This is a genomic window from Sphaerisporangium sp. NPDC049003 (assembly GCF_043197795.1).
Classification (GTDB): domain Bacteria; phylum Actinomycetota; class Actinomycetes; order Streptosporangiales; family Streptosporangiaceae; genus Sphaerisporangium.
Genome location: NZ_JBICTU010000019.1, coordinates 14,480 through 37,254, shown reverse-complemented (window position 1 = coordinate 37,254; position 22,775 = coordinate 14,480). Strand labels below are relative to the sequence as shown.

Annotated in this window: 1 protein-coding gene; it reads right to left on the bottom strand. The window is 74.2% G+C overall.

The window, feature by feature from the left end; translation table 11 throughout:
• Positions 1–45: 45 nt before the first annotated feature.
• On the bottom strand, positions 46–22,680 hold the full coding sequence (locus ACGFIV_RS21380; protein WP_392837123.1) for a non-ribosomal peptide synthase/polyketide synthase: 22,635 nt from the start codon (positions 22,678–22,680) through the stop codon (positions 46–48).
• Positions 22,681–22,775 lie beyond the last annotated feature (95 nt).

The following is a 22,775-nucleotide window of genomic DNA, read 5'->3' as shown; positions in this document are numbered from 1 at the left end:
CGGGTTCTCTCCTTCTTCTGGGAACTGTTCTCAGGGATGTGATGGTCAGCGGTCGCCGCCCAGGGCCTCGGCGCGGTCGACCAGGGCGCGCAGCACGCGGAACCACGTGCCGGCGAGATCGCGCACCGCCTCCTCGGGCAGCACCTCGGAGGCGAAGGACCAGTGGGCGGCCAGCTCAGGCCCGCCGGGGTGGTCCTCGGTCAGGGCGTTGACGGTCAGCGCGTGCGACATCGGCATGCCCGGGTCCGCGTCGAGGTCGGCGGCGTCGTCCTCCGGGGCGTACGACCAGTCGGTGGCCTCGGGACGGCCGAAACGGCCCATGTAGTTGAACTCGATCGCCGGCTCGCCGAGCCGTGCCAGCTCCGGCCCGGTCGCCGGGTTCAGGTGCCGCAGCAGGCCGTGCCCGATGCCGGCCGCCGGGAGCGAGGCCAGGTGCTCCCTGATCCGGGCCACGGCCTCGTCGAGCGCCGGGCCGCCGTCGAACGCGTCGGCCAGGTCCACGGCGCCCGGGTCCAGGCGGACCGGGACGACGCTGGTGAACCAGCCGACCGTGCGCGACAGGTCCGCGTCGCCGGCCAGTTCCTCCTCCCTGCCGTGGCCTTCCAGGTCCACCAGGACGGCGGAGCCGGTGCCCCGGCCGTCCGCCCTGCGGCGCCAGTCGGCGACGGCCAGCGCCAGAGCGGTCAGCAGCACGTCGTTGACGGTCGCGCCGAAGGCGGCGGGCACCCGGCTCAGCAGCGGGGCCGTGCGGTCGGCGGGCAGGGTAAGGGACAGGTACCGCGTGGTCGCGACCACGTCCCGCTCGGGGTCGAGCGCGGGTGCTACGGCGATCGTGTCGCCGCCCGAGAGGATCGAGGTCCACAGCGGGAGCTCGTCCTCGCGGGCCGGGTCGGTGGCGCGCTCGCCCAGCAGTTCCGACCAGCGGCGGAACGACAGGTCGACCGGCGCGAGCGTCACAGGCCTGCCTGCCGCGACGTCCTTCCAGGCGGCGGCCAGGTCGGGCAGGAGTACGCGCCAGGACACGCCGTCCACCACCAGGTGGTGGATCAGCAGCAGCAGCCGTCCGGGGGCGCCCCGGCCCGCGTCGAACCAGACCGCCCGCACCATCGCGCCCGTGTCCGGGTCGAGGCCGGACCTCGCCGCTCGGGCGTGCTCGGCGATGGCCGCGCGAAGCTCCGTCTCGCCGGCGCCCGCCGTGTCGGCCCGTACGAGCCAGGACGCCACGTCGGTCGTGCCGGGCGCGGGGACGCGCAACGACCACCGCTCGCCCCCGCCCGCGTCCACGGCGCCGGAGGCCTGCCGCCGCCCGTCGCCCGGTTCGGTACGGGTGCGCACCAGGCGGGCCCTGAGCATGTCGTGCCGGTCCGCGACGGCCTGGAGTACGGCCCGGAGTCCCCGCTCGTCCAGGTCCGCCGGGGTCTGGAGCAGTGCCGCCTGGTGGTAGGCCCCGATCGGGCCGCCGCGCTCGCGCATGGCGTGCATGATCGGGGTCAGCGGGACCGTGCCCGTGCCGTCGTCGTGCGCACGGCCGCCCTCGTCCGGGCCGGGCACGACGGCGACGGTGGCCAGCGCGGCGACCGTACGGTGCTGGAACACCTGGCGCGGAGTGATCCTCAGGCCCGCCGCGCGCGACCGGCTGACCAGTTGCATGGCGACGATGCTGTCACCGCCGAGGGTGAAGAAGTCGTCGTCGACCCCGGCCTCGGCCAGCCCGAGCACCTCGGCGACGAGGGCCACGAGCGTGCGCTCGACGTCGCCGGCCGGTTCGCGCCCGCCGCCGCGCGCGGTGAAGTCCGGCGCCGGGAGCGCCTTGCGGTCGAGCTTGCCGTTGGACAGCAGCGGCAGCTCGGTAAGGACCACCACGGCCGCCGGCACCATGTACTCCGGCAGCGATGCCGCGACGTACGCCCGCAACGCGGCCGGATCGACGGATCGGGGGTCTCCGGACCCGGAACCGGAACCAGGGCCGGAGCCGTGGGCCTGATCGGCGGCGGCCGGGACCACGTAGGCGACAAGCCGCTTGACGCGGGGCCGGTCCTCGCGGGCGACGACCACGACCTGGGCGACGGACGCGTGCCGGTCCAGCACGGCCTCGATCTCGGCCGGCTCGACGCGGAAGCCGCGGATCTTCACCTGGTCGTCGGCCCGTCCGCCGTACTCCAGCCGCCCGTCGGCGGTCCAGCGGGCCAGGTCGCCGGTGCGGTACATGCGGCCCCCTGCGTCACCGGACAGTTCCCCGAACGGGTCGGCGACGAACCGCTCGGCGGACAGCCCCGGGCGGCCGAGGTAACCCCTGGCCAGTCCCGCGCCGGCGAGGTACAGCTCGCCGGTGACGCCGGGCGGCACGGGCCGCAGGGCGGCGTCGAGCACGTAGGCGCGGGTGTTGCCGACCGGGCGGCCGACCAGCGGGGACGCGCTGTCCCCCACGCGGGCCACCAGGGCGTCCACGGTCGCCTCGGTGGGGCCGTAGAGGTTGAACGCCTCCGTGGACCGCAGTCCGGCCAGGTCGCTCCAGAGCGAGTCGGGCACCGCCTCACCGCCGACGCCGACCACGGCGAGCGGGCACGCGCCGTCGTCGATCAGCCCGATGTCGGCCATCTGGGCGAAGAACGAGGGCGTGACCTCGATGAAGTCCAGCCCCTGCTCCCGGATGGCCGCCGCCGTCAGTTCGGGGTCGCGGCGCGTCTCGTCGTCCAGGATGTGCAGCGCGTGCCCGTCCAGCAGCCACAGTTGCGGCTGCCACGACGCGTCGAAGGAGAACGACCAGGCGTGGCCGACGCGCAGGTGACGGCGGCCGGTGGCGAGCTTGGCCGGGTCGTGGAGCGTGCGGCGGTGGCTGTGGAAGAGGTTGACGACGCTGCCGTGGCAGACCACCACGCCCTTGGGCCTGCCGGTGGAGCCGGAGGTGTAGATGACGTACGCCGGGTGACGCGGGTCGGGGGCGGTGGTGAGGTCGTCCCCGGGCTGGGCGGCGAGGCGCGCGGCGGTCTCGGGCGCGTCGAGCCGGAGCAGCTGGACGCCGCCGTCCGGCAGGACGGCGGAGAGCTCCTCGCTGGTCAGGACCAGGACGGGCCGGGCGTCGCCGAGCATGTCGAGCACCCGCTCGGCGGGCAGGTCCGCGTCCACGGGCAGGTAGGCCGCACCGGACTTCAGCACAGCGAGGACGGCCAGCATGAAGTCCGCCGAGCGCGACAGCGAGAGGGCGACGATCCGCTCCGGCCCCGCGCCGTGCTCGGCGAGCAGCCGCGCGAGCCGGTTGGCGCGCTCGTTCAGCTCCCTGAAAGTCCACCGCACCGCCCCGGACACCACCGCCAACGCATCCGGGCTCTCGGCCACCTGAGCCTCGAACAGCCCCGAAACCGTGCCAGCAGCACCGGGAACGGACACGGCGGCCCGGCCCCCGGACGGCTCCGACCCGGTGACCGGGCCACCGTCCGTACCAGAGCCGGAGCCGTAGCCGGACCCGCTGGTGGTGGTGTCGTTCCAGGTTCGCAGGATGGTGTGGCGGTCGGCGGGGGTGAGGATGTCGACGCGTCCGACGAGCCGGTCCGCGTCGGCCGTCATCGCCTCGAAGATCCGCACCATCGACGCGGCCATCCGCTCGGCCGTCGCACGGTCGAACAGGTCGGGGCGGTACTCGGCGGTCAGCACGAGGCGGTCGCCGGGCTCGACCGCCCAGGTGAACGGGTAGTGCGTCGAGTCCTGGTGGTCCAGCACGGCCGTACGCAGGCCGTCACCGGCCCCGAGCACGGGCTCCCCGGCACCGGGGTAGGACTCGAAGACGACCAGCGTGTCGAACAGGTCGCCCAGCCCGGCCCGGCGCTGGATGCCGGCCAGGCCGGCGTGCTGGTGGGCGATGAGCCGCGACTGCTCGTCCTGGAGACGGTCGAGGAACGCCGCCATGCTCTCGCCGTCGCGTACCCGGACGCGGACCGGGACCGTGTTGATGAACAGGCCGATCATCGACTCGACGCCGTCCAGCTCCGGGGGCCGCCCGGAGACCGTCGCGCCGAACACCACGTCGTCACGGCCGGTGAGCCGGGACAGCAGGATGCTCCAGGCGCCCTGGACCAGGGTGTTGACGGTCAGGCCGCGCGCACGGGCGAGGGCCGACAGGGCCTCGGTCACCTCCCGGGTGACGTGCGTGGTGTGCGTCTCGGGCACGACCGGAGCCCGGTTCGGGTCGGCGGGCGCCAGGTGGGTGGGATCCTCCAGGCCGTCCAGCGCCTCGGCCCAGGCGTCGGCGGAGGCGCCCGCGTCCTGCCGCGCCAGCCACGCGAGGTACCCCCGATACGGGGCGGCGGCCGGCGAGGCGGGCCCGTGCGCGTACAGGTCGCTCAGTTCGCTCATGAGCCTGGGGATCGACCAGCCGTCCAGGAGCAGGTGCTGGTGCGACAGGGCCAGGCGGTGGCGGCCGGGGGCGAGGCGCACCAGCATCAGCCGCAGGAGCGGTGGGTCGGACGGGGTGAACCGGCGCCGCTCCTGGGCGAGGTGCCGGGTCCATCGGGCCTCCCGGCCCGCCTCGTCAAGCCCGGAGAGGTCCACCTCACGCCAGGGCAGCGCGACCGTACGCGGCACGACGGCCACCGGACGGCCGGAGGACAGGTACCGGAAGCCGGCGCGGAGGTTGTCGTGCCGGTCGAGCAGCGCCTGCCCGGCCTCGCGCAGCCGGGCGGCGTCCAGCGGGCCGTCGATCTCGTACGACACCTGGACCGTGTAGACGTCCGGCCCGTCCTCGCCCGAGTCGAAGGAGGCGTGGAACAGCAGGCCGGCCTGGAGCGGCGTGAGCGGCAGGACGCCGGCGACACCCGTGGCCGGCAACTCGGCGCGCTCGTCCTCGGTGAGGGTGACGAGCGCGCCGGACGACGCCGTGCCGTCCACAGTGCCGTCCATGGCGTCCGGCGCGCCGGCGACGCCCGCGACGGCGGCCAGCGCCGCGACGTTCTTGTGCCGGAAGACGTCGCGCGGGCTGATCACCAGCCCGGCCGCCCGTGCCCGGCTGACCAGTTGCATGGCGACGATGCTGTCACCGCCGAGGGTGAAGAAGTCGTCCTCGGCGCCGACGCGTTCGAGGCCGAGCACGCCGGCGAACAGCTCGCAGAGCAGTTCCTCGCGCGGGGTTCGCGGAAGCGTGCCGGTCACCTCGGCCGCGAAGTCGAACGCCGGCAGGGCCTTGCGGTCGAGCTTGCCGTTCGGGGTGAGCGGAAGGGCGTCCAGCACGACGAAACCCGCAGGAACCATGTACTCGGGCAACACGGCCCCGGCATGCTCCCGCAGGGCCGCGGCGCTCGGCACCGCCGGAGGAGAACCGACCTGACGACCGGAGGCCGCGGGACCGGCGGGCAGGTCGCCGAGCCCCGCCAGGGCCGGGCTCGGAGAGGTGGAGGCCGGGGTGAGGTAGGCGATGAGGTGCTGGTCGCGGGCGACCACCACGGCGTGGGCCACCGACTCGTGGCGGGACAGGACCGCCTCGATCTCGCCCAGCTCGATCCGGAACCCCCGGATCTTGACCTGGTCGTCGGCCCTCCCGAGGAATTCCAGCGACCCGTCACGGCTCCAGCGCGCGAGGTCTCCCGTCCGGTACATGCGCGCCCCCGACGGCCCGTGCGGGTCGGCGACGAACCGCTCCCCGGTCAGGCCGGGACGGCCGAGGTACCCCCGGGCGAGCTGGACGCCCGCCAGGTACAGCTCTCCCGGCACCCCAGGCGGCACCGGGCGCAGGGCGGCGTCCAGCACGTACGCCCGCGTGTTCCACACCGGCCGTCCGATCGGCACGGCCCGCGCCCCGGGCAGGACCTGGATGGCGGTGACGTCGACGGACGCCTCGGTGGGCCCGTACAGGTTGTGCAGCTCCGCGGGGAGCACGGCGTGGAAGCGGGAGGCCAGGTCGGCGGGCAGCGCCTCGCCGCTGCACATCACCCGGCGCAGCCCCGAGCACCCCGCCGCGCCCGGATCTTCCAGGAACGCCCGCAGCATCGAGGGCACGAAGTGCACCGTGGTGACCCGCTCGTCCTGGATCAGCCCTGCCATGTACGCCGGGTCCTTGTGGCCCTCCGGCCTCGCTACCACCAGCGCCGCCCCGGTGACCAGCGGCCAGAAGAACTCCCAGACCGACACGTCGAAGCTGGACGGCGTCTTCTGCAGCACGCGGTCCGACGCGGTCAGGCCGTACTCGTCCTGCATCCACAGCAGGCGGTTGACGATGCCCTCGTGCGGCACCACCACGCCCTTCGGCCGGCCGGTCGACCCGGAGGTGTAGATCACGTAGGCGGGGTGCCGGGGGTCGTACGACGCGGGCAGCTCGCCCATCGGGCCGTCGGGCAGCCGGTCGCGCAGCACGCAGACCGGGCGGGCGTCCTCCAGCATGAACTCGACGCGCTCGCGCGGGTAGTCCGCGTCCAGCGGCAGGTAGGCCGCGCCCGCACGGTGTACCGCCAGCAGGGCGACCACCAGCTCGGACGAGCGCGGCAGCGCCACCGCCACCGTGCGCTCGGGACCCGCCCCCATCGCGGCGAGCGCCCGCGCCGCGCGCTCGACCCGGGCGTCCAGCTCCGCGTAGGTCAGCCGCTCGTCGCCGCAGACCAGGGCGAGCGCGTCGGGCGTCCGTGCCACCTGGGCGCGGAACAGCTCGGGAAGAGTGGTGGCCTCCACCGCCCGCGCGGTGGCGTTCCACTCGCAGGCGACGAGCCGGCGCTCCCGCTCGTCCATGATCTCCAGGTCCCGCACCCGGAGGCCCGGGTCGGCGACGACCTGCTCCAGCAGGCGTACGAGCCGTTCCGCGACGCTCTCGACCGTGTCACGGTCGAACAGGTCGGCGCTGAACTCGATCCAGCCCTGAATGCCCTCGCCGTCGCCGCGCTCGATGAAGTCGAAGCTCAGGTCGAACTTCGCGGTCTCCTGGCCGAGCGGCTCCGGCCGGGCGTCGAGCCCGGGGAAGCCGGGGGCGCCGCCCTGGTCGGTCAGGTAGACCACCATCACCTGGAACAGCGGGTGCCTGGCGAGCGAGCGGGTGGGGTTGATCGCCTCCACCAGCCGCTCGAACGGCAGGTCCTGGTGCTCATAGGCGGCCAGATCGGTGTCACGCACCCGCCCCAGCAGCTCGCCGAAGGTCGGCGCGCCCGACAGGTCGGTGCGCAGCACGAGGGAGTTGACGAAGAACCCGACCAAATCCTCCAGGCTCTCGTCTGTACGTCCGGAGATCGGCGCGCCGAGGGGGATGTCCTCCCCCGCTCCCAGCCGGTGCAGCAGCGCGGCCACGGCCGCCTGGGCGACCATGAACATGCTGACGCCGTGGGCGCGGGCGAGCCCGCGCAGGCCGCGCTCCAGCTCGGGGGGCAGCGACAGGCCGACCGCCCCGCCGAGGTGGCTGCTCTCCTTCGGACGCGGCCGGTCCGCCGGGAGCGCCAGCTCCTCCGGCAGCCCCGCGAGCGCCTGACGCCAGAAGCCGAGCTGGCGCGCCTCCAGGCTGCCGGAGTCGCCGCCGTCCCCGAGCACGTCGCGGTGCCAGAGGGTGTAGTCGCCGTACTGGACGGGCAAAGGGGCCCACCCAGGCGCCCGGCCCTCGCGGCGGGCCCGGTAGGCGGTGGACAGGTCGTACCACAGGGGCCGGTCCGACCACTCGTCGCCGGCGATGTGGTGGACGACCAGGAGGAGCACGTGCTCCTTCGGGGCCACCTCGAACACCTGGGCGCGCAGCGGCGGCTCGCGGTCGAGCTCGAAGCCGTGCCCCGCCGCCTCGGCCAGCCTGCCGGGAAGCTCGTCCTTCGCGACCCGCTCGAACCGGGTGACGACGGGGACCTCTCCGGGGTCGAGGACGAGCTGGTGGGCGCGTCCGTCCCGCTCGGGGAACACCGTGCGCAGGCTCTCGTGCCTGGCCATCACGTCCTGTACGGCGTCGCGGAGGGCGCCGGTGTCGAGGTCGCCCGACAGCCGCCAGGCCATGGGGATGTTGTAGGTGGCGCTCGGGCCCTCCAGCCGGTACAGCACCCACAGCCGCTGCTGGGCGAAGGACAGCGGCAGCGGCTCCGTGCGGGGCGCGGGGACCAGTGCGGGCGTGCCGTCCCGCGCCTCGCGCAGCCGTCCCGCGAGCCGGGCGACGGTGGGCGCCTCGAAGATCGCGCGAAGGCTCACCTCCGCGTCGAGCGCCGTACGGACGCGGCTGATCAGCCGCATCGCCAGCAGCGAGTGGCCGCCGAGCGCGAAGAAGTCGTCGTCCACGCCCAGGCGCTCGATCCCCAGCACCGCGGCGAACAGCTCGCAGAGGATCTCCTCGCGGGCGTCGCGGGGACGCCGCCCGGACGTGGCTGCGGCCGCGTCGGGGACGGGCAGCGCGTGGCGGTCCAGCTTCCCGCTGATCGACCTCGGCAGGGCGGGCAGCTCCACGAAGGCCGCCGGGACCATGTGCTCGGGCAGCGCGGTCGCGACGTGCGCCCGCAGCGCGCCGGGGTCGATTCCCCGCCCGGACGACGGGACCGCGTACGCGACCAGCCGCCGAGCGCCGGGGGTGTCCTCGCGGATCGTCACGGCTGCCTGCGCCACGTCGGGGTGGGCGCGGAGCACCGCTTCGATCTCGCCCGGCTCGATGCGGAAGCCGCGCAGCTTGACCTGGTCGTCGGCCCGGCCGAGGAACGCCAGGGTGCCGTCCGCGCGCCGCCTCACCAGGTCGCCGGTCCGGTACATGCGGCCGCCCGGCGTCCCGAAGGGGTCGGCGACGAACCGCTCGGCGGTCAGCCCGGGACGGCCGAGGTAGCCGAGGGCCAGTCCCTCGCCCGACAGGTAGAGCTCGCCCGGCACTCCGGCGGGGACCGGTCGCAGGTCTTCGTCGAGCACGCGGGCGCGGGTGTTGGCGAGCGGCGCCGCCCAGGGCTCCGGACTGTCCGGGCTCGGGCCGTGCCAGCCGTAGGCGTCGACTGCGCACTCGGTCGGGCCGTACAGGTCGTGCGCCACCGTCTCCGGCAGCGCGCACAGCCGGTCCCAGAGCGGGGCGGGGGTGGCCTCGCCGCCCACCGCGATCACTCCTGGACGTCGGCGACCGGGGTCGAGGAAGCCGTGGTGGACCAGTTCCTGCAGGTAGGTGGGGGTGAGGTCGACGAAGTCGATGCTCTGGCCGGCCAGGTAGGCGAGCAGGGCGGCCGGGTCGGTCATGGTGGTCTCGCCGACGACGTGCAGCTCGTGCCCGGCCAGCAGCCAGAGCATCGGCTCCCAGGAGCCGTCGAAGCTGAACGACGCGGCGTGTACCGCGCGCAGCGCCTCGCGCCCGGCGGCGCGGGCGGCCGGCTCGATGAGATCCTCGCGGTGCGCGCCGAACAGGTTGCTCAGCCCGCGATGCGTCCCGAGCACCCCCTTGGGCCTGCCGGTGGACCCGGAGGTATAGATCACATACGCGACCGCGTCCAGCCCGGTGACGGGTACCGTCGCACCATCCCCGGAACGGCCGTCCGGGTAGGCGGCCGTGTCCGGGCCGTCACCGGAACGGCCGTCCTCGTCGGTGGCCGGGTGCGGGGCGTCGAGGAGGAGCAGGCCGGCCCGCCCGGCGGGCAGGACGGGAGCGATGGCCGTGGTGGTGAGCACGCGGACCGGGGCCGCGTCGTCGAGCATGTACGCAAGGCGTTCGGCCGGGTAGCCGGGGTCGAGCGGGAGGTAGGCGGCGCCCGCGGTCAGCACTCCGAGGATGGCCGGCACCATGTCGGCCCGGGGAAGGGCCAGCCCCACCACGCTCCCCGGCGTCACGCCGTGCCGGGGCAGCAGCCGGGCGATGCGGTCGACCTCGGCGGACAGCTCGCCGAAGGTCAGGCTGCGGCCATCGGTGACCAGGGCGACCTGGTCCCGCCGGGTGCGGGCCGCCTCGGCGAACAGCTCGGGGACCGTACGCCGCTCCACCGGCCGCGCGGTGTCGTTCCACGCGCCCAGGGAAGCCCGGCGCTCCTGATCGGTCAGTGCGGGCAGCCGGCTGACCGGCCCGTCCGGGTCGGCGGCGAGGGCGCCCAGCAGCGAGACGGCGCGGTCGGCCATCGCCCGGGCCGTCCCCGCGTCGGCGAGGTCCTCGGCGTACTCCAGCAGCAGGGTGACCCGGTCCTCGCCGGCGTGGTCGACGAAGGTGAAGTCCAGGTCGAACTTGGCGGTCTCGATGCGGGTCGGCCACCATTCGGTGGGCAGGCCCAGCACCTCGGGATCGCCGTCCGGGCGGTAGTGGTAGCCCAGCATGACCTGGAACAGCGGGTTGCGTCCCGGCACGCGCGGCGGATTGAGCGCCTCCACCACCTGCTCGAACGGCAGGTCCTGGTGCTCGAAGGCGGCCAGGTCGGCGTTCTTGACCCTGCCGAGGAGCTCGGTGAAGGTCGGGTCGCCGGACAGGTCGGCGCGCAGCACCAGGGTGTTGACGAAGAAGCCGACGAGGTCGTCCAGGGCACTGTCCGTACGCCCGGCGATCGGGGCGCCCAGCGGGATGTCGGTGCCCGCGCCCATCCGGTGCAGCAGGGTGGCGACCGCGGCCTGGAGCAGCATGAACATGCTGGTGCCGGTCTCGGCGCACAGGGCGCGCAGGGCGCGGGCGGTGCCCGTGGGGAGCTCCGCGCGCACCAGGCCGCCTCGGCCGGTCGGCTCGGCAGGGCGAGGACGGTCCAGCGGCAGCGGGATCTCCTCCGGCAGGCCGGCCAGCGTCCCGGCCCAGAAGGCGAGCTGGCGCGCGCCCTCGCTGTGCGGGTCGGCCGGGTCGCCGAGCAGCCGCCGCTGCCAGAGCGTGTAGTCGGCGTACTGCACCGGCGGCGGCGCCCACTCGGGAGCGCGACCCTCGCGACGCGCCCGGTAGGCGGTGCCCAGGTCGGTGAGGAACGGACGGTCGGACCACTCGTCGGTGGTGATGTGGTGCAGCACGATCGCCACCACGTGGTCGTCCGGCCCGACCCGGAACACCTCGGCCCGCAACGGGATCTCACTGCTCAGCTCGAACGGCCGGGCGACCGCGTCCCTGATCCTCCCCTCCACCCGATCCGCCGAGCACTCCTCGACGCCGAAGAACGGCTCGGCCTCCTCGGCCGGAAGGACCCGCTGGTACGGCCCGCCCTCCTCGACGGCCATGTCCAGCCGGTACGGCCCCGCCTCGCCCGCCGGGGTCTCCTCGGTGGTGGGTGCGGTGCGCGGGTTCTCGTACTCGGGGAAGACGGTGCGCAGGACCTCGTGGCGGGTCACCACGTCGCGCAGCGCCTGGCGGAGGGCGTCGGTGTCCAGCGCGCCGCGCAGCCGGAAGACCAGCGGGAAGTGGTACGCGTCGCCGCCGCTGAGCCGTTCGGCCAGCCACAGCCGCCGCTGCGCCGGGGACACCGGGACCCGCTCGGGGCGGTCCGTCACCGGCTCCACGGCCGTACGGGCCGGGCGGCCGGCGTCCACGCGCTCGGCCAGCAGGGCGGGCGCCGGGGCCTCGAACAGGTCGCGGATGGCGAGTTCGGCGCCCAGCTCCGTGCGCGCCCGGCTGACGAGCCGGGTGGCGAGCAGCGAATGGCCGCCGAGTTCGAAGAAGTCGTCCTCGGCACCCACCGCCGGCAGGCCAAGGACCTCGGCGAACAGGCGGCAGAGCACCTCTTCCCGCGGCGTCCTCGGCCCGCGTCCCCCGGCGAGCGGCACCGGCGCTTCGGCCTCGGGCAGCGCGCGCACGTCGAGCTTGCCGTTGTCGTTCATGGGCAGCCGGTCGAGGGTGACGAAGGCCGCCGGGACCATGTAGTCGGGCAGCCGCAGCCGGAGATCCTCCCGCAGCCGCCGCACCAGGCCGCTCGCGCCTCCCGCCGAGGCGGGGGTGTTGGCGTACGGAGGTGTGCCGCCGCCTGGCAGGTAGAGGCCCTCGGTGACCCGGAACCCTCCCCGCACGAAGACGGCGTCGTAGGTGCCCGGCTCGCGACACCAGGTGGTGAGGACCCGGTAGCCCTCCCTCGCGGCGAGCGCGTGAAGGTCCTCGGGCTCGACCCCGCCGGCCACCACGGCACCCCGCTCGCTGGCCGCACGGGCATCGGGAACCCCGCTCACCCGCAACCGCTCCGCCCGCTCACCCCGCAGACGACGCACGATCTCACCGGCCCATGCCCCCGGCTCCTGCCCGGCCTTGGCGTCGGGCCCTGCGGCCAGGTCCTCCCCGGCCGTGGCGGCGAGCGCGTCCGCCCAGGTCAGTGTCGGCTCGTCGCCGAGGCGGGTGTCGGGCTCGCCGTTGTAGAGGACGGCGTCGTAGCGGTAGCGGGTCAGCTCGTTGTGGTGGCGCCCGCGCTTGGTGCGAAGGTCGACGCCGAACCCGAGGGTGGTGAAGTAGTCGGGGTCGACGAGGAGTTCCTTCTCCAGCGCGATCCCCCGCTCGACGGCCGCCTTGACGCGCGCGTCGGCGTCCCTGCCTGAGCGGGTCAGGTGGATGCCGGTGTGGAAGGGGCGGGCGAGCCGCAGGTTGCGTACGTCGCCGACGAACAGGGCGCCGCCGGGCACCAGCAGCCCCATGGCGCCCCGGATCACCTCCGTCAGGTGGCCGACGCTCGGGAAGTACTGGATGACGGAGTTGATGACGACCGTGTCGAAGTAGCCGGCGGGCAGCCCCTCGGTCACGTGCGCCGACTGGCAGCGCAGCTCGACCTTCGCCGCCAGCTCGGGGTCGCGCCGCAGGTCCTCGCCGATCTTGCGGATCACCGGCGCGGCGAAGTCCGTCGCCCAGTACGCCTCCGCCTCGGGCGCGAGCCGCGACAGCAGCAGCCCGGAGCCGACCCCGATCTCCAGGATCCGGCGCGGGCGCAGCTCCCGAATGCGGGCGACGGTCTGCTCGCGCCACTCGCGCATGTGGTCGAGCGGGATGGGCAGCCCGTCGTAACTGCTGTCCCAGCCCGCGAAGTCCTCGGTGAAGACGGCCGTGCTGATCTGCTCGTACTCGTCGGAGTAGATCTCCTGCCACTCGCCGATCCACTCCCGCTCCGCGGACTCCCGTTCCTCCCCGGTGCGCTCGGCCGGCACGACGTACCCGACCAGACGCTGCGCGCCGGGCGCGGAGGGGTCGTCGCGGGCGATGACGGCGGCCTGCGCGACCTCCGGGTGCTGCGCGAGGGCGGTCTCGATCTCGCCCAGCTCGACCCGGTAGCCGCGGATCTTCACCTGGTCGTCGGTGCGGCCGAGGAAGTCGATGTTCCCGTCGGCGTTGCGGCGCACCAGGTCGCCCGTACGGTACATGCGCTCGCCCGGCTCGCCGTACGGGTCGGCGACGAAGCGTTCGGCGGTCAGCTCCGGCCTGTCGAGGTAGCCGCGGGCGAGGCCGATGCCCGCGATGTACAGCTCCCCGGGAACGCCGACGGGGACCGGGCGCAGCCAGGCGTCCAGGATGTGGGCGCGGGTGCCCCGGATGGGACGTCCGACGGTGGGGGTGGGGCTGTCGTCCGTGCCGCCCCCGAGGGTGTTGATCGTGTACTCGGTGGGGCCGTAGAGGTTGTAGCCGTAGGTCCCCTCGGTGTCGCGGAGCCGGCTCCATACCGTCTCGGACACCGCCTCGCCTCCGAGCAGCACCAGCGGCGGGCGGTGCCCGTCGAGGAGCCCCTCCTCGATCAGCAGGTGGGCGTAGGTGGGGGTGACGTTGACGACGTCCACGCGGTGGGTCTCGCAGTAGGCGACCAGGGTCTCGGCGTCACGCCGCAGCTCCTCGTCGCAGACGTGGACCTCGTGCCCCTCGACCAGCCAGAGCAGTTCCTCCCACGACATGTCGAAGGCGAACGACACCGTGTGCGCGATGCGCAGCCGGCGCCCACCCGCCGAGGCGATGGCCGGGGCGAAGATCTCCTTCTGGTGGTTGAGCCGCATGTTCGTCAGCCCCCGGTACGGCGTGACGACCCCCTTGGGACGCCCCGTGGAACCGGAGGTGTAGATGACGTACGCCGGGTGCTCCAGGCTGAAGCGGGGACGGTCGGACTCGGTGACCGGGTCGCCGGAGAGCCCGGCCAACTCGGCGGTCACCTCCGGGTCGTCCAGCCGTACGCGGGGGACGTCCGGGACGCCGGCCTCCAGCCGGGGCGACACGGCGGCGGTGGTCAGCAGCAGGGCCGGGCGGGCGTCGTCGAGCATCATCGTGAGCCGGTCGTCCGGGTAGTCCAGCTCCAGCGGCAGGTAGGCCGCGCCCGTGCGCAGTACGGCGAACAGCGCGACCACCATGTCGATGGAGCGGGGCAGGGCCAGCGCGACGATCTTCTCGGGCGCCGCGCCGCGCGCGAGCAGCAGCCGCGCCACGCGGTTGACGCGGGCGTCCAGGTCGGCGTAGGTGACGCTCCGGCCGCCGAAGACCAGCGCCGTGGCCTCCGGGGTGCGGACGGACTGGGCGGCGAGCAGGTCGGCGATGGTCTCCTGCGGTACGGGCACGCGTCCGGCGGCCCGTTCCCGCTCAAGCTCGGCGTGCTCGGCGGGCAACAGGTGGTCGAGGCGACCGGCGGGCGCGTCCAGGTCGCTCACCAGCCGTTCCAGCAGCAGGGTGAAGCGGTCCAGCAGCGCCTGGGCTCGCGGGCGGTCGACGACGTCGGGCCGGTGCGCGAGGGTGACCCGGATGCGCTCCCCCGGCGTCACGATGATGTTGACGGGGTAGTGGGTGGCGTCCACGTTGGCGACTGCGGTGGCTCCGTGCCGGTCGGAAAGCTCCGCCAGCCGCTCCTCGGTGTCGCTGTCGCGCAGCACGAAGAGGGTGTCGAACAGCTGCCGGTGGCCGGTCTCGGCCTGCAGCACGCCGAGGCCCAGGTACTCGTACGGCATGAGGGCCAGGCGCTCGCCCTGGACGCGCCGCAGCAGGTCCAGCACGGGCTCGGCCGGGTCGAAGGCGATGCGGGCGGGGACGGTGTTGAGGAACATGCCGATGACGTTCTCGACGTCCGGCACCTCGCTCGGACGGCCCGCGACCGTCGTGCCGAAGACGACGTCGGTACGTCCGGTCGCGGCGGCCAGCACCAGGCCCCAGGCGGTGTTGAGCAGCGTGTTCAGGGTCAGCCCCCGGCGGCGGGCGGCGTCGCGCATCCGGTTCCCCAGCTCCGCCGAAAGGACGGCGTCCAGGCTCTCCGGGATGACGGGGCGCGGGGCCTGGCCGGCGGTGGCCGCGAGCAGGGTGGCCTCGTCCAGGCCGGTGAGCGCGGCGCGCCAGGCGCGGGTGGCGATCTCGTCGTCCTGGCCCTCCAGCCAGGTCAGGTAGTCGCGGTACGAGCCGGGGCGGGGCAGCCCGCGCTCGTCGCCGCCCGTCTCGTACAGGGCGAAGAGCTGGTCGAGGAAAAGCCAGGCGGACCAGCCGTCCCACAGCAGCAGGTGCCGGCCGATGACGAGCCGGTCGCCCCTGGCCTCGCCGAGCCGGATCAGCAGCATCCGGAAGAGCGGCGGGCTGTCCAGGTCGAACCTGCGGGTGCGCTCGGCGTCCATCAGCTCGCGCAGCCGCGCGTCCTGCTCGGCGGCGGGGAGGTCCGACAGGTCGGCCTCTTCGAGCGGGACCTCGGGGTCGCCGACGATGAACTGCACCGGCCTGCGCAGCCCGTCGCTGGTGAAACCGGCGCGCAGGCTGGGGTTGCGGGCCAGCAGCGCCCTGGTCGCGGCGCGCAGGCGGCCGGCGTCGACGCTGGTGGCGAAGTCGAAGGACTCGTGCACGGTGTAGACGTCGAGGGCGTCGTCGTCGTACGTCGAGTGGAAGAACAGGCCCTCCTGGAGCGGCGCCAGCGGCCAGACGTCCTCCACGGAACCACCGCCGAGCCGCCGCACCCGCGCGTGCTCATCCGCGCTGAGCTCGAACCCGGCCGTACCCGTGCCCGTGGCGGTCGCGGGGGTGCTCTCCGTGGTGGCCGTGACGGGGACCGTCCTGGCCACGGCCGCGAGGCCCGCGGGGGTGCGGTGCTCGAAGACGTCCCGGGGGCTCAGGTCGAGACCGGCCCTGCGGGCGCGGCTGGAGACGCCGATGGAGCTGATGCTGTCGCCGCCGAGCATGAAGAAGTCGTCGTCGATCCCGGCTTCGCCGAGCTTCAGCACGGCCGCGAAGATCTCGGTGAGGACGCGCTCGCGCTCGTCGCGCGGGGCGCGCCCCCCGGCACGTACCGCCTGGGGAGCGGGAAGCGCGCTGCGGTCGAGCTTGCCGCTGGGTGTCAGCGGCAGGGCGTCCAGCTCGACATACGCCCCGGGCACCACGGACGCGGGCAGCGCGTCGGCCAGCGCGGCCCCCAACGCGACCACGTCGAGCCCGCGCTCACCGTTGACCGGGACGACGTACGCGACGAGGGTGGATCCGTGGACGGTCACCGCCGCCTGGGCGACGGTGGGCAGGCCGGTCAGAGCGGCCTCGACCTCGCCGAGTTCGATGCGGTTTCCGCGCAGCTTGACCTGCCGGTCGGTGCGGCCGAGGTACTCGACGACGCCGTCCTCGCGGCGGCGCACCAGGTCTCCCGTGCGGTACATGCGGCCACCGGCCGGGCCGTACGGGTCGGCCACGAACCGCTCGGCGGTGAGACCGGGCCGCGCGTGGTAGCCCCGCGCCAGCTGCACGCCGGTCAGGTACAGCTCGCCGGGCACCCCGGCGGGCACCGGCCGCAGGCAGGAGTCCAGCACCCGCAGCCCGGTGTTCCACACCGGACGGCCGATGGGCACACTCGTGCCCGCCGATCCGTCGTACGGGTGGTACGTCACGTCGACGGCGGCCTCGGTCGGGCCGTACAGGTTGTGCGGCCGCACCCCGGTGAGCGCCTGCCAGCGTGCGGCGGCGGCGACGGGCAGGGCCTCGCCGCTGCTGAGCACGCGGCGCAGGCTGACCGCCCATGACGGGTCGGCGGTGATCTCGTCGGCGCCCAGGAAGGCTTCGAGCATCGAGGGCACGAAGTGCATCGTGGTGACGCGCTGTTCGCGGATGAGCGTGGCGAGGTACGCGGGGTCGCGGTGCCCGTCGGGCTTGGCGAGCACCACGGCGGCTCCCTCGCACAGCGCCCAGAAGAACTCCCAGACGCTGACGTCGAAGCTGGACGGCGTCTTCTGCAGCACCCGGTCGTCGGTGCGCAGCCCGTACTCGCCCTGCATCCACGCCAGCCGGTTGACGATCGCCCGATGGGTCACGACCACGCCCTTGGGACGCCCGGTCGACCCCGACGTGTAGATCAGGTACGCCGGGTCGTCCGGCCCCGCGCTCCGGGACCCGGCCATCGGGTCGCCCGTATCCGGCCGGCCGGTCAGGGAGTCGAGGATGAGAGGGGTGAGGGATTCCACGTCGGGCAGGCGCGGGGAGGTGGCGGCGGTCGTGACGACCGTGTTCGCGCCGGAGTCGGTCAGCATGTAGGCGATGCGGTCCGCCGGATAGTCCACGTCGACCGGCAGGTAGGCCGCGCCCGACTTCAGCACGCCGAGCAGCGCCACCATCAGCTCCGCCGAACGCGGGACGGCCACCGCGACGACCCGCTCCGGACCGGCGCCCCCGGCCCGCAGGCGCCGGGCGAGGATCTCGGCGCGAGCGTCCAGCTCCTCGTACGACAGGGTCTCCCCGTCGTAGACCACGGCCGTCGCGTGCGGCGTACGGGCCACCTGGGCCTCGAAGGCGGCGGCCAGAGTGGTCTCGGGGACGTCCCGTCGCTCACCCGCGAGCAGGGCGCGCGCCGCCTCCTCCTCCGACAGCAGGTCGAGGCGGGCGGCGTTCTGGCCGGGGTCGTCGGCCAGGGCGTGCAGGACGCGGGTCAGCCGGTCCGCGATCCGCCGTACGGCCTCTCCGGGAAGACGCTGGGCGTGGTGCTTCAGTCGCAGGTCGAGCCGGCGGCCCGGCTTGACGATCAGGGCGAGCGGGTAGTGCACGGCGTCGTGGAACTCGTGGCCGGTGATCCGGACCGTCCCCGAGGGATCGGCGATACCGGTCGCCGACGGGTAGTTCTCGAAGACGACCAGGGTGTCGAAGAGTTCACCGCTCCCCGCCGGCCCGGCGACGCGCTGGAGCTCCGCGAGGCCGAGGTGCTGGTGGTCCAGGAGCTGGGCCTGCTCGTCCTGGAGCCGCCCGGCCAGCTCGGCGAGCGTGTCCGAGGGCTCCCACCGGAATCGGGTCGGCAGGGTGTTGATGAACAGGCCGGCCATGGACTCGATGCCGTCGACCTCCACGTCCCGGCCGGAGACGGTGGTGCCGAAGACCACGTCCTGACGGCCGGTCAGACGCCCGAGGAGGAGACCCCACGCGCTCTGGACGACGGCACCGAGGGTCACCCCGTGCTCTCGCGCGCGTGCCGCGAGCCGCGCCGTGACGTGCTCGGGCAGCTCGACGCGTACCTGCGCGGGCCTGATCCGCGCGCCGTCCGCCGGGACGTCGACCAGGCGGGTCGGCTCGTCCAGCCCCGCGAGCGCGGCGCGCCAGGCCGCGCGGGCGGCATCCCGGTCGGCCGAGGCCAGACGGCGCAGGTACGCGCCGTACGAGGCCACCTCCGGCAACGCGGCGACCCCGGCTCCGCGCGATCCCGCGCCGTCCACGGCCGGGGAGGTCCCGGCGGGGATTTCGTACAGGGCCATCAGCTCGCGGTGGAGCACCGGCAGCGACCAGCCGTCGGCCACGATGTGATGGAACGTCAGCAGCAGGAGGCTGCGAGCGGCCCCGAGCCTGACCAGCGCGCACCGCAGCAGCGGCGGGCGGGCCAGGTCGAAGCGGCGGTCGCGCTCCCCGGCCGCGACGGCGTCCGCGAGCGACCGCTGCTCCCCGGCGTCCCGTGCGGACAGGTCCACCTCGTGCCAGGGCAGGTCCAGCCGACCGGCGATGATCTGCACGGGCCTTCCGTCAGGGCGCTGGCGGAAGCAGGCGCGCAGCGGGGCGTGCCGGTCCAGCAGTCCCTGGGCGGCCCGGCGCAGGGCCTCGCCGTCAACCGGGCCTTCCAGCTCGATGACCTGCTGGACGACATAGGCGTCCCCCTCCGAGCCGTCCACGAGGGAGTGGAAGAAGAATCCCTCCTGGAGCGGGCTCAGCGGCAGCGCCTCCTCGACGGTGACCGGGTGATCCCCCTGGAGCTCGGCGAGCTCGCCCTCAGAAAGCCGGACGAGTGGGACGAGCGGGACGCCGGCCTCGCCGCCCCACGCGCAGTCGGCCTCGCGGTCCCCCGCGCCGTCGGCGACGGCGACCTGGGCGAGTTCGGCGACCGTACGGTGGCGGAAGACGTCGCGGGAGGTGAGCCGCAGCCCGGCCCTGCGCGCGCGGATGAGCAACTGGATGGCCACGATGCTGTCGCCGCCGAAGGCGAAGAAGTCGTCGTCGACAGATACCGATCGAAGGCCGAGCACCTCGGCGTACAGCGCGCACAGCAGTTCCTCGCGGGCGCCGCGCGGGGCACGGCCGGAGCTGAGGGTGGCGTAGTCGGGTGCCGGGAGCGCGGAGCCGTCGAGCTTGCCGCTCGGGGTGACCGGGAGCCGGTCGAGGGGGACGAAGGCGGAGGGGACCATGTACTCGGGGAGCCATTCGGCCGCGTACGAGCGCAGCGTCCTCATCAGGGTGGTGATGTCCCTGAAGGGCACGGGACGGTTGGCGTGCGGGAAGGCGGCGGCCGGGCGGTAGAGGTCGCCGAGGGGGACGTCCCCCGCGGCGAACACCACGTCAAGGCTGCCGTCGTCGGCGTGACCGTTCCAGGTCACGGCCACGCGGTAGCCGTGCCGGGCGCCGAGTGCGTGAAGGATCTCGGGGTCGGCGTCGTCCACCGGGGAGGCGGGGCGGCTGCCGTCCTCGATGGCGGACAGCGCGGCGAGGTCCTCGGCGAGCCGCGCGTTGGGCACCCCGTTGACCCGGAGCCTGGCGGGACGTCCGGCCAGGCGCTCCTCAAGCCCGCCCACGCCGCCGATCTCGCCCCAGCCGAACTCGCTCCCTCCGAACTCGCTCCCTCCGAACTCGCTCCCTCCGAACTCGTCGGTGGCGGGGAGGCTCTTCCGCAGGACGACGTCGTAGCGGTAGCGGGTCAGCTCGTTGTGGACGGTGCCGCGCTTGACGCGGATGTCGGCGGTGAAGTCCGAAAGGGCCGTGAAGAAGCCGGGGTCGAGCAGCAGCTCGCCCTCCCAGCTCACCGATCGCTCGACGGCCGCCAGCAGGGCCTGCTTGTCCTCGGGGCCGGCGCCGCGCCGGGTCTCGACGGCGGCGCGCAGGCAGCGCAGCAGCCGCAGGTTCCGCACGTCGCCGAGGTAGACGCTCCCGCCCGGAGCCAGGAGGGCGGCGGCCTTGCGCAGCACGTCCGCCAGGTACTCCGCGCTCGGGAAATACTGGGCGACGGAGTTGATGACCACCGTGTCGAAGAAGCCCGAGGGCAGCCCGGTGACGTCGTGCGCGGGCTGGGCGCGCAGCTCCACCCGGCCGGCCGGCTCCGGCACCGCGCCGACCTGGGCGCGCAGCGACCGTACCGCCTCCTGCGAGACGTCCGTGCCCCAGTACGCCTCGCAGCCGGGGGCGACGCGCGACAGGATGAGCCCGCTGCCGACGCCGATCTCCATCACCCGGCGCGGTCGCAGCTCCATGATGCGGGCGACCGTGGCCTCCCGCCACTCGCGCATCTCCGCGACCGGGATGGGCAGGCCGTCGTACATGCTGTTCCAGCCGGCGAAGTTCTCGCGGAAGCCCTCCGAGCCGGCGGCCGAGTACAGCAGTTCGTGGAGGTCCTTCCACTCCTCGACCTGCTCGGTCTCGTCGCGGCCCGGCTCCCCGGCGAGGGACGGGACGACGTAGGCGGCCAGCCGCCGGTCACCGGGCCGGTCCTCGCGGACCACCACCGCGACCTGGTCCACGGCCGGGTGACCCCGCAGCACGGACTCGATCTCTCCGGGCTCGATCCGGAAGCCGCGGATCTTCACCTGCGCGTCGGCGCGGCCGAGGAACTCAAGCCGCCCGTCGGACTTCCATCGCACCAGGTCACCCGTGCGGTAGAGCCGCTCCCCCGGCGCGCCGAAGGGGTCGGCGACGAACCGTTCCGCGGTCAGATCCGGCCGCCCGAGATAGCCGCGCGCGAGCCCCGCCCCGCCGAGGTACAGCTCACCCGCGACCCCCGCCGGGACGGGCCGGAGGCGGGCGTCGAGCACGTACGCCCGGGTGCCGGGGTCGGGGCCCCCGATCGGCACGATGGAGCCGGACGGGGTGCCCGGGTCGCACAGGCCGAGGGTGGAGTTGGTGGTCGCCTCGGTCGGGCCGTACGCGTTGAACATCATCCGGCCGCGCGCGTAACGGCCGACCAGCTCGGGCGAGACGCGTTCGGTGCCGGCCAGCAGGGTCGCGGCGGGAGGCAGCAGCACGTCGTCCGGCATGGCGGCGAGCAGGGCCGGGGGAAGGATCATGAACGTGACGCCGTTGGCGTTCGCGTATTCGGCGAGCGGCGCGCCGGGCACCCGCAGCTCGGAGGGCACGACGACGAGGCGGCCCCCGGAGAGCAGGCCGAGGCACAGGTCCCAGAAGGCCACGTCGAAGCTGGGCGAGGAGAACTGCAGGACGCGGCTGTCCGGCCCGACGCCGAACCGCTCGCTCTGGGTGGCGACCAGCTTGGCCACCCCCGCGTGCGACAACACCACACCCTTGGGGCGGCCGGTGGAACCGGAGGTGTAGATGACGTAGGCCGCGTTGAGCACCGACAGCCGTCCCCTGTCGGCCTCCGACGGATCGTGGCTCGGACGGGTCGTCAGCTCGCGCTCGGTCTCCGGCGCGTCGAGTACCAGCACGTCGACACCGTCACACGGAGGGATGTCGGCCACGGTGTCAGCGGTGGTGACGAGGCAGACGGGCGCGGCGTCGGCGAGCATGTACGCGATGCGGTCGGCCGGGTAGTCGGTGTCCAGCGGCAGGTAGGCGGCGCCGGCCTTGAGGACGGCCACCTCGGCGACGATCAGCTCGGCCGACCGGGGCACCGCGAGCCCGACGACACGCTCGGGCCCCGCCCCACGTGCGATCAGCGCGTGGGCGAGCCGGTTCGCGCGCTCGTCCAGCTCGGCGTAGGTGAGGACGGTGTCCTCGAAGACGAGGGCGACGGCGTCCGGCCGCGTGCCGACCTGCTCGGCGAACATCTCGGGCCAGGTGAGCGACGGGACGTCGTGGCCGGTGTCGTTCCACTCGACGAGGAGGCGGTGCCGCTCGCCGGGGCTCAGCAGCTCCAGCTCGGCGACGGGGACGTCCGGCCGGGCCAGGCCGTCGGCGAGCAGCGTCGCGTAGTGGCCCAGCAGCCGCTCGGCGGTCGCGCCTTCGAACAGGTCCGTGCGGTAGGTCAGCCGCGCCTCGTCCGCCACGACCGCGAGCGACAGGTCCAGGTGCCCGGCTCCGGAGGCCACATCCGTGGTGACGTCCGCGTTGAAGTTCGCGTTGAAGTCCGTGTTGAAGGCTGTGTTGAAGAGGAGGCCGCCGCCGCGTGTGGGGTCGGGCCGGAGCTCGGCGGCGAGGGCGGAGAGCGGGACGCGGTGCGCACGTGCCTGCTCTCCGGCGCCGGCCACGCGGCGTACGAGCTCGCCGAAGGTCGTCGCGCCGTCCAGCCCGACCCGCAGCGGCAGCCCTTCGTACCCGACGCAGACCTCACCCGAGCCGCCGTAGCGGTGCAGCAGCGCGACGTACGCGGCCAGCAGGGTCGCCTCGGGCGCCGTCATGGCCAGCGTGCGCGCGCACGTCTCCCGGTCTCCGGCGGGGGTCTGCGGGTACGGGAAGTCGACCGGAAGAACCGTCTCCTGCGGAAGCGGAGCGAGCCGCCGGTGCCAGTACGCCATCGCTTCTTCAATAGCCGACACAGGTGACCGCGCCTCCCAAGCTCGACGAAACAGGCCCAAACGAGCCGTGATCGCACCACATACTAAGGTAAGCA